Annotated in this window: 7 protein-coding genes and 1 pseudogene; 2 read left to right on the top strand and 6 right to left on the bottom strand. The window is 65.9% G+C overall.

The features are described from left to right. A partial coding sequence (locus VF497_RS08685) for a S49 family peptidase (protein ID WP_330887719.1) occupies positions 1–699 on the bottom strand: 699 nt, incomplete at its 3' end. 122 nt (positions 700–821) lie between these two features. Further along, positions 822–2,201, bottom strand: coding sequence for an MATE family efflux transporter (locus VF497_RS08680; protein WP_330887717.1), 1,380 nt, complete (start codon positions 2,199–2,201; stop codon positions 822–824). A gap of 108 nt (positions 2,202–2,309) precedes the next feature. Between VF497_RS08680 and VF497_RS08675 the strand changes: the two genes are divergently transcribed. Next, positions 2,310–3,563, top strand: a complete 1,254-nt coding sequence (locus VF497_RS08675; protein ID WP_330887715.1) for a DUF3667 domain-containing protein — start codon at positions 2,310–2,312, stop codon at positions 3,561–3,563. A gap of 1 nt (position 3,564) precedes the next feature. Here the strand turns inward: VF497_RS08675 and VF497_RS08670 are convergent, their stop codons facing one another. The 4 genes from VF497_RS08670 to VF497_RS08655 all read right to left on the bottom strand — a co-directional run bounded on the left by VF497_RS08670 (position 3,565) and on the right by VF497_RS08655 (position 7,019). Continuing rightward, positions 3,565–5,253 carry a hypothetical protein gene (locus VF497_RS08670; RefSeq protein ID WP_330887713.1) on the bottom strand — a complete coding sequence of 563 codons (1,689 nt, stop codon included), beginning with the start codon at positions 5,251–5,253 and terminating at the stop codon, positions 3,565–3,567. 73 nt (positions 5,254–5,326) lie between these two features. Continuing rightward, on the bottom strand, positions 5,327–6,025 hold the full coding sequence (locus tag VF497_RS08665; protein WP_330887711.1) for a DUF3106 domain-containing protein: 699 nt from the start codon (positions 6,023–6,025) through the stop codon (positions 5,327–5,329). Between the two features lie 11 nt (positions 6,026–6,036). Continuing rightward, positions 6,037–6,417, bottom strand: a complete 381-nt coding sequence (locus VF497_RS08660; protein WP_330887709.1) for a hypothetical protein — start codon at positions 6,415–6,417, stop codon at positions 6,037–6,039. Then, positions 6,414–7,019, bottom strand: coding sequence for an RNA polymerase sigma factor (locus tag VF497_RS08655; RefSeq protein ID WP_330887707.1), 606 nt, complete (start codon positions 7,017–7,019; stop codon positions 6,414–6,416). Before VF497_RS08655 ends, VF497_RS08660 begins: the two co-directional genes overlap by 4 nt. A 426-nt stretch (positions 7,020–7,445) precedes the next feature. Between VF497_RS08655 and VF497_RS08650 the strand changes: the two are divergent. After that, positions 7,446–7,813 (top strand): annotated as a pseudogene (locus VF497_RS08650) (primosomal protein N'); the annotation flags it as partial.

Here is a 7,813-nt window from a genome sequence, read left to right as displayed (position 1 = left end):
GTCGCCCCAGACGCCGTTCATCCAGTACAGATCGGCTTCCTTCGATTCGGGCGAAGCGTCGTTGCGGATGTACGGCTCGGCGAAGGACTTGTACTCGCCGACGCGGAACAGGTGCACGTCGACGCCGAGCCAGTCGAGCGCATCCTTGTAGTAGGTGCGGTAGCGGCCGAGGCCCTCGAGCAGCAGGTCGCCGTCGGGATGCAGTAGGATCTGGTTCGCGTGCGCGGCGAGCAGGTACTGGCTCTGGCTCATCGCGTTCGACACGGCGACGACGTCCTTGCCCGCGGCCTTGAAGCGCTCGATCGCGGCGCCGATCTCGTGCAGCGTGGAGATGCCGGCCGAGGCGATCTGGTCGGGTTCGATGACGAGGCGCTCGACGCGCTTGTCTGCAGCGGCGGCGTCGATCGCGCGGATGATGTCGCGCAGTTGCACTTCGCGGTTCTTCTGTCCTGTCGCCGCGGCGAACGCGCGCTGCGCCGGATCGGACGAATATTGCTCGACGATGCTGCCTTTCGGGTCGAGTACGAGTGCGGTGCGATCCTGCAGCACGACCTTGCCGCCGCCTGCACGCAGCGCGACGAGGAAGACCAGCAGCAGGAACAGCGCAATCACGCCGAACACGAAGCGGCGGATGAAGTTGAACAGGTTCCATGCCCAGACGAACAGGGTGGCGAATACGCCGCGGCTTTTCTCAGCCATAAAAATCCTTTATTTGTGCATTCGTCCCTGCATGCGAAGATCACGAAGCGGCCATCCTTGGCCGCACTTTTCAATAAAAGACAGCGTACCCGAAATGCACGCGGCCGGCATACGGCCTTAAGTCATGCCCTGTGTACGCGGCTCGCGCGCAGGAAACGCAGGGTCAGCAGCACCGCGGCAGCGGTCAGCCCGGCGGCGAGGCCCATCCACATCCCGCGCGCGCCGAGGCCTTGGCGGAAGGCGAGCAAGTAGCCCACCGGCATGCCGATCGCCCAGTAGGCGAGGCCGGTGATGATCATCGGCATCGTTGTGTCCTTGAGCCCACGCAGCGCGCCGCCGGCGGTGACCTGGATGCCGTCGGAGAGCTGGAAGATCGCGGCGAGGACCAGCAGTTGCGCGGCGAGCGCAGCCACGGCCACGTCGTCGGTGTAGAGATGCGCGATCGCGTGCGGGAACACTGCCATCGCGGTCGAGGCGACGAACTGCGTGGCCAGCGACAGCGTCACGCCGGCCAGACCGGCGGCACGCACACCTCGTGCGTCGTTGCGTCCCACGGCGTTGCCGACGCGCACGGTCGTCGCCATCGCCAGGCCGAGCGGCACCATGAACGTGATCGAGGCGACGTTGATCGCGACCTGATGACTGGCCACGGTGACCGCACCGAGCGAGGCGATCAGCAGCGCCGTGCACACGAACAGGCTCGATTCCATGAGCAGCGCGATACCCATCGGCACGCCGAGGCGAAGCAGCGCACCGATCTCGCGCCAGCGCGGCGCTTCGAAATGCGCGAACGGCGCGATGTCGCGATAGTTGCGATGGCGGTGCAGGTACAGCGCGAACGCGACCGCCTCGATCCAGAGCACGAGCGCCGTTGCTTCGCCCGAGCCCTGCGCACCGCGAGGCGTAAAGCCGAGCTTGCCGTACATCAGCGTGTAGCCGATCGGTGCGAGCACGACGAGGCCGAGCAGGCCGAAGTACATGGTCGGCCGGGTCAGCGACAAGCCTTCGGACAGGCCGCGCATCGCGAAATACAAGGTCAGCGCCGGCGCGCCCCAGGCCACGGCGCGGATGAACTTCGTCGTGTCCTCGACGATTCCCGGATCGACGCCGAAGCCACCGAGCAGCAGCGGCCCGACCTGATGGATGAACAGCAGCAGGCCGATGCCGAGCAACAGCGCCAGCCACAGCGCCTGGCGGAACAGCGGCCCGATCTCGGCGCGGCGCCCGGCACCGGCGAGCTGGGCCACGCTCGGCGGCACCGACATCATCACGCCGATGCCGGTGACGATCGCGAGCGACCACACGCCTGCGCCGACCGCGACCGCGGCGAGCGTGTGTGCGTTGTAGTGGCCGGCGAGCAGCGTGTCGACGACGTTCATGCCGATCGCTGAAAGCTGGCCGGCGATCAGGGGCAGGGCGAGCACGAGCGTATCGCGCAACTCGCGCCGGAACGTCGCCGGAGTGGTGCCTGCCGGAGTGTTGACGGCGGGAGGGGAAAGCATGGAAGACGCTTGCAGACTGCGGCCGCACAGTCTAGCCGAAGCGCTTGTCGAACATTGCGTGATTCGCTCGCGCTACATGGCTGTCGATCCGGGTTAGCATTGCGCGCCATGACCACACCCGCCGTCGATCCCGCCCCGCTCGATCCCCTTCCACCCGTGCCGCTGATGCCGTCGGATGCAGCCGCAGCCGATGCGCAATTCGGCACCCACGACGAAGGCGGCGAATCCGCGCACGCGCCCGTGCAGGCAACCTGCGCCAACTGCGGCACGACGCTGCTCGGTCCGCATTGCTACGCCTGCGGCCAGCCGGTCAAGGGCATGGTGCGGCATCTGTCGAGCATCCTTGCCGACGCGGCCGACACGATCCTCAACATCGACTCGCGCATCTTCCGCTCGATCCTGCCGCTGTATTTCCGCCCCGGCTATCTCACCAACGAATACTTCGAAGGCCGGCGCGTACGCTACGTCACGCCGTTCCGCCTGTATTTCTTCCTCAGCATCCTCGCTTTCTTCCTCATGCAGATCGCGATCGGCGATGCCAATTTCGGCAACGCGGGCGATGACGGCAACGATGCGATTGCGACGGCGAAGACCGCACAGGAGGTGACCCAGCGCCGTGACGAGGCAATCGCGGGCCTAAAGCAGGCCCAGTCGGTGACGCCCGATGCAGGCAAGCGCGGCATCGACAAGGCGATCGAGAAGATTCAGAAAAAGGCCGACAAACGCCTGCAGTACCTGAAGAAAGTCGAGGACGCCAAGGCCAAGGGCGAATCCGCGCCATCCGATCCAAGCAGCGAAGATCTCAACTTCAACATCGCAGACAAAACCTGGGACCCGAAGGCGAATCCGGTGCATCTGGGCGGACCGAAATTCCTCGACGACAAGATCACCCAGATGCTCGGGCATGCCAAGGACAACATGAACAAGCTTGGCAAGGACCCCAAGCCGCTGATCCTCGGCGCGATCGGCTCGCTGCCGCAGGTGCTGTTCGTGCTGATGCCGCTGTTCGCGCTGCTGCTGAAGATTTTCTACGTGTTCAAGCGGCGCCTGTACATGGAGCACATGATCGTCGCCCTGCACAGCCACGCCTTCATCTTCCTGTCGCTGCTCCTGCTCGTGCTTGTCGGCATGGCCAAGGCCTGGGCGCAGGGCGCGGCACCCTGGCTCGAGGGCATACTGAACCTGCTGCTGTTCGTGATCGGCTGGTGGCTGCCGATCTACCTGTTCGTCATGCAGAAAAAAGTATACAAACAGGGTTGGATCATGACCATGCTCAAGTACGCCATGATCGGCACCTGCTATACGGTGCTGATCGCGTTCTGCGCGGCGGCGGCGTTTCTGGTCAGCCTGGCGACGGTGTGAATTATTTCGTTGTTGCGAACTGGGGTTTGAGTTCGCCGCTGCGCACCGCGGCGCTGACGTCGACAAAAGCACCGTTGCGGTATTCGAAAAAGATCGCGCCGGCCGGCGGCGCAGTGCGCAGGTCATCGCCCATGGTGAAGTACAGCGCCTGGGTGTCGCCGATTTCGAGTACGGGGAACGGCTTGCCGGCCACTTCGAGCGGATGCAGCGGACGATAGTCATCGGCTTGCACGCTGCCCTTGCGCACGAAGTAAGTCCACGCCGGCTGTTCGGTGCTGATCAGGCAATGGGCAAGGCGCTCGGGCTGCGCGGCGAGGCCCTTGGCGATCGAGTCGCTCAAGCCCGCGAAGCCCCACAGCACGGAAGTCTGCAAAAAGTATACTTGGCAGCCGTGCTGCGGCAGCGCCGCCTGCACGAGTGCGGTTTCGGCCGCGGCGAACGCGGCGGCCTGCCTGTTCGTGCTTTCGGCGTAGTCGCGTGCGACCCGCTGCGACAGCGGCACGAGCGCGAGCAGGGCCAGCAGGATGCCCGCGGCCGACAGGCGCAGTGCCGATGACGTCGCCGTCGCCCGTGGTGGCGTCGTGATCAGCGCGAGCGCGGCGATCAACCCGGCAAGGCCGAGGTGAAAGAAGCGCGAGGGCACGATCAGGTTGAAGAAGAACGGATCCGAGCCGATGCCTGCGGCGAGATGCTTGGCCGCGACCGGCGCCTGGACCAGGCCCGGCAGCAGGATCAGCACGAGCAATGCTGCGGCCACGTGCAGGCGCGGTCGCGAATCCGTCGAGCCGCGGCGCGCGAGCAGCGCCGCGGCAAGCCAGGCCGCCGTTGCCAACACGATGCAGACGCAGGTCCAGCGCGGCGCGCGCGGATCGGCGAACAGATAGACGGCGCCGGCGCGCAGCCAGTTGCAGAATCCGTTTGCGAATGCAGCTAGTGCGGGCAGGGGCATCGCACCGTCGCCGATCGGCACGTACAGCATCGCGCGCCGATACGCGAGCCATGCCAGCGTCAACGCGGTGATCGCGCCGAGTGCAAGCATGCGTTGCTTCGCGTCCACGCGTGCGCGCGGCGCGAACGCGATGGCGGCGAATGCCGCGGCCGCACCGACGATGCCGAGCTCCTTGCTCAGGAATGCAGACAGCAAGGCGCCCAGCAGACCTGCCAGGGTCGTCGCGCGCGGCCGTTCGGCGTAGGCCAGTGCCGCGGTGACGGCGAGCTGCGAGAACAGCGTGGCGAGCAGGTCGAAGCGATCGGACAGCCACAGTGCGGTGCCGATCGCGAGCGGGTGCACGGCGTACAGCGCTGCCCACAACGCATTCAACGGCGCATCGCGGCGCAGGCGTTGCAACAAAGTATACAAAGCCGCAACGCAACCCAGATGCAGGGCGAGATTGAGCGCGTACTGCGGCCATGCCGTGTCGGCGGCCACGGCGGCGACGAGCCACCAGAGCAGCACGCCAAGCGGGCGGAAATACGCGTAGTCGGGGAAATGGTTGTACACGAACAGCAGCCACGGCTGGTGCAGCAGGCGCACGAGGGCGAGGAAAGCGAAATCGTCCTGGGCGAAGAACGCCTGCAGTCCCGGTGCATAGCACCATGCGCCGAGAACAAGCGCGATCAGCAGTCCGGCGATGCGCCAGCGACGCGGCAGATTGGCCGCGGAGTTCGGAGAAAAAACCGTGTTGCGCATGCGCCAGGGCGTGTCCTGCGGATCGACGCGCGACTATAGCCGCATCGTGCGGCGCATGCGAAACGACTGGTGGTCAGGGCTTGGCTTGTAGCGCAGCGCTGCGTTGCTCGGGCGACATGAGCAGCATCTGGCGACGATAGCCGTCACGCTGGTCCTCGGGCAGTCCGCGCCATCCCTTGGCGAAGGCCTGACGCTGCTCGGGCGTGAACGTGTCGAACATCTCACGCGTCGCACGGCGTTCGGGTGCGGGCACGGTCTGCAGCACTTCGCGCACGATGCCGACATGGCCGGCCATGCCGGCGCCGGCGAGAAAGGCGTTGCGCTCGGCCGGGCTCATGCGTTCGAACTGTTCGCGCAACTGCGCGCGCTCGGCTTCGGGCAGTGCGTCGAAGCGCTTGAACGCGTTGAGCATGCGCGTCTGCTGCTCGGGTGGCAACTGGTGGAATTGGCGATAGCGTTCGAGCAGGCGGATGCGCTGCGCCGGCGGCATATCCGCCCATTTCTGCATGCGTTTGCCGATCTGCTCGCGCTGTGCTTCGGTCAGCTTCGGCCAGCGGCGGGCGATTTGGGCGAGATTCTGCTGCACGTCGGGCGCGAGTTCGTCCCAGATCGCGTGCACTGGCGTGAGCACATCACGTTGCGCATCGGTCAATCCGGACCACGGTTGCGCCGGCAACGCCGCTTCCGCCGGCGCGGTGTTCGTCGAAGAAGGAGCCGGCTGCGCGGCATGCAACTCCGCGCCGACGAGCAGCATCGCAGCGATAACGAACACGCGCATCGCGTTCAACCGTCGCCACCCTTGTTCTGCGCGTCGAGCCAGGCGTAGAACTCGAGGTTCTGATAAAACTCGGCCGAGGTTTCCTCGCTGTCGCCGTCGTCGATAGTCGCGATGGTGCCGGTCGCGATCGGCGCCGTCGATTGCGTTTCAGTGCGGTGACGCGGCTGCCATACGGCGACGGCGAGCAGCATCGCGCAGGCGCTGGCGAGGCCGGCGGGCAGCAGCCACGCACGCGACGCACGCGGACGCTGCTGCGCCAGCGCCGCCTGGCGCGCGCGATTGAGGCGCGAGAGCGTGGCCGCGTCGAGATCGCGCACCGAGTCGTCAAGCACCTGGTTCGCCTGGTTGATCCAGGCGGGACGGTCGTTGGAATGGATGTCGTTCATTGGTGATCCTCCAGCGCGCGCCGCAGTGCGGCGAGCGCACGCGACAGGTGCGTCTTCACGCTGCCTTCGCTGCATTGCATGACCTGCGCAGTCGTCGCCACGTCGAAGCCTTCCCACATGCGCAGCAGAAACGCCTGACGCTGGCGCAATGGTAGCGCTTTCAACGCCGCGTCGAGCGCCTTGCCCGCTTCGCTGCCGGCCAGGCGCAGCAGCGGGCCGGGGTCTTGCGTATCCTGCGCCTGCTCGATCGGATCGAGCGCGTCGTCGTCGTCGGATTTGCGATCGAACACCGCCAGCCAGCGGCTGCGCACCGTGCGGCGGCGGTGGAAGTCGTTGAGCCGGCTGTCGAGCACGCGATGGAACAGCGGCGCCCAGTCGGCTTCCGGCTTCGCGGCGTAGTTCCTGACGAACGCACACATTGCGTCCTGAACCACGTCGAGTGCGTCGTCGCGGCTGCCGCAGGCGAGCTCGGCCATGCGCAGGGCGCGCCGTTCTACGCCGCGCAGGAACTGATCGAGTGCGCGCTGATTCGTGCTGATCGCATCCACGCGTCGGGCGAATTCCAATTGCGAGCCTGTCATTGTGCCAGCGATTTCGGCCATGATCTCGAACCTTGCTGTGTGCCGCGAAGGAAGCAACGCGCCAGCGCAGCGACGGTTGACGGCGCGCGGACTTCATGCCTGTGCGGGCCGCTCTGTACACAAGCGGTGCGGTCGAGGACGGGTGTTGCGAGGCGGCCGGTTGCGGCTTGGCGATCGCGCGGGAAAACAAACGCAACCAATTGATTGAAATGATATATTTCAAACTGGTTAAAGATTGTCCAAGGCGAACGGGGGCGCGCTACGATGCGCCTTGTGTGGCTTGGTTCACCCTCTCTTCCACAGACTTATCCACAACTGCTGTGGATAAGCAAAAAAGCTCAACAGGAGCAGCGACTTGCCGCTCAAAGTTGAGGCTTGGATCACGTTCTCCCGGCAACTGATGATTGCACAGCAAAAGCCTCGTTTTTACCCGTGCGGGAGACCGGCGTGCCGGCCATCCTGCAGGTAGCGATTCCGGTGCCGCTGGCCCAGGGCTTCGACTATCTGCCACCGGCGGGAGTCGAGGCAGGCGCGATCGCGGTCGGCACGCGTCTGGCCGTGCCGTTCGCCGGCAAGACCCGGGTCGGCGTCGTCATCGGTCACGCCCGGGACTCGACCGTTGATACGCGCAAGCTCAAGCCCGCCTTGCGCGTGCTCGACATCGCGCCACTGCTGTCGACCGAGCTGTCGGCGACGCTGGCCTGGGCGGCGCGCTACTACCAGCACCCGCTCGGCGAGGTGTTCGAGACGGCATTGCCAGTTGGCTTGCGCACGTCGAAGCCGCTGCCGTCGATCGCGCCGGGCGCGCGCGCGCT

The sequence above is a fragment of the Rudaea sp. genome (assembly GCF_036383415.1).
In the GTDB taxonomy this organism is placed as follows: domain Bacteria; phylum Pseudomonadota; class Gammaproteobacteria; order Xanthomonadales; family Rhodanobacteraceae; genus Rudaea.
This window is presented reverse-complemented; position numbering and strand designations above follow the sequence as displayed.

What these genes read in the sequence shown, in the direction of transcription:
- VF497_RS08660 (WP_330887709.1), bottom strand. Translation starts at nt 6,417, where the DNA reads ATGAACGACATCCATTCCAACGACCGTCCCGCCTGGATCAACCAGGCG.
- VF497_RS08675 (WP_330887715.1), top strand. Translation starts at nt 2,310, where the DNA reads ATGACCACACCCGCCGTCGATCCCGCCCCGCTCGATCCCCTTCCACCC.
- VF497_RS08655 (WP_330887707.1), bottom strand. Translation starts at nt 7,019, where the DNA reads ATGGCCGAAATCGCTGGCACAATGACAGGCTCGCAATTGGAATTCGCC.
- VF497_RS08680 (WP_330887717.1), bottom strand. Translation starts at nt 2,201, where the DNA reads ATGCTTTCCCCTCCCGCCGTCAACACTCCGGCAGGCACCACTCCGGCG.
- VF497_RS08670 (WP_330887713.1), bottom strand. Translation starts at nt 5,253, where the DNA reads ATGCGCAACACGGTTTTTTCTCCGAACTCCGCGGCCAATCTGCCGCGT.